The following is a 1,224-nucleotide window of genomic DNA, read 5'->3' on the forward strand; positions in this document are numbered from 1 at the left end:
CAAACAGCCCATCAGCATCAGGCTGCGAAGAGAAGCCTCACAGTCAAGGATCCTCGCTGCGCTCGGCCCGCTTCGCGGCGCCTTCGGCGTCCTTGACTGCGGGTCTCTGGCGGCGCGCTGGTGGCGCGGGTGTCGGCGGCTCGCTTCGCTCGCGCCGACGCGATGCGGCCGCCTTCGGCGGCCACATCGGTGCGTTCGTTGGGCCGTGTTCGACATTGTGGAGTGCTGGGGTCACCGGGTGGCTCTGGGACTCCACGATCTGGGTCTAGGGCCGGCGGTGGAACCGCCAGGCGCCGGTCGGCATGACTTCATGGGTCATCCGGGGGTCGTGGCCGATGTGGTGGTGATGGCTGCAGAGCAGGACGCCGTCCTCGAGGTCGGTCTTCCCGCCGGCTGACCATGGATGTGAATGATGTGCTTCGCACCAGGTGGCGGGGATCGAGCAGCCTTCGGCGCGGCACTGCTTGTCGCGGAGTCGGAGGGCTTTGCGCTGGGCGGCATTGAAGAGGCGTTGAGTTCGGCCGAGGTCGAGGATCTCGCCCTTGCCACCGAGGACGACGGGGATGATCTTGGCGGTGCAGGCCAGGCGCCGGGCCTCGTTGGCGCTGATGCGGAGGTCGCCGTCGATAGAGCCGATGACGCCGGCAGTGGCGAGGTCGCGACGCAGGTCGTCGAGCGTCACGGTGACCATCACGGTCGTGGCGTCGCCGCCGTGGTCGGGCAGCTTGCTCGGGTCGAGGTGCTCGAGCAGCGCACAGAACGCTTGACCGAGCTTGCGGTGGCGGGGCAGCACTTCTGCGTCCTGCCTGGGAGACGTGTAGGCGTCGAGGTAGGTCTCGAGGCGTGCAGCGACCGCATCGGGGACCTGGCCGATGATCCGGGTGATGCCGTCGCCGAGGCGCTTGAACCGGATCGAGGTGTTGACCCGAGCGGAGCGTTCTTCGCGTTCGAGTGCCTTCGCGTCGGCCTCGTCGGCGATGTCGGGCGCGACTACCGAGAGGATCCGGTCGCCCAGGGTGCGGAGCTCACGCGGCCCGAACTGACCGGCGAGCTCCACGAGGTGCTTCTCGGCCCGGCGCCTCGTGACCTGGTCGATCTCGGGCGGCAGCTTCTCCAACGCCGCGACGATCACCTGCGCCTGGGCGCGGTTCACGGAACCTTTGCGCATGCCTGCGCCGACCTGGCGCCACCGTTCGTCGATCGCCTCTGCCAGCCTCAGCTCGG

Annotated in this window: 1 protein-coding gene; it reads right to left on the reverse strand. The window is 68.8% G+C overall.

Going from position 1 to position 1,224, the window contains the following annotated elements; genetic code table 11:
- Window positions 1-265 precede the first annotated feature (265 nt).
- On the reverse strand, window positions 266-1,224 hold a 959-nt coding region (locus tag ACYVJ3_RS16605; protein ID WP_460854189.1), incomplete at its 5' end, for an HNH endonuclease signature motif containing protein.

The organism is Nocardioides montaniterrae (genome assembly GCF_054782655.1).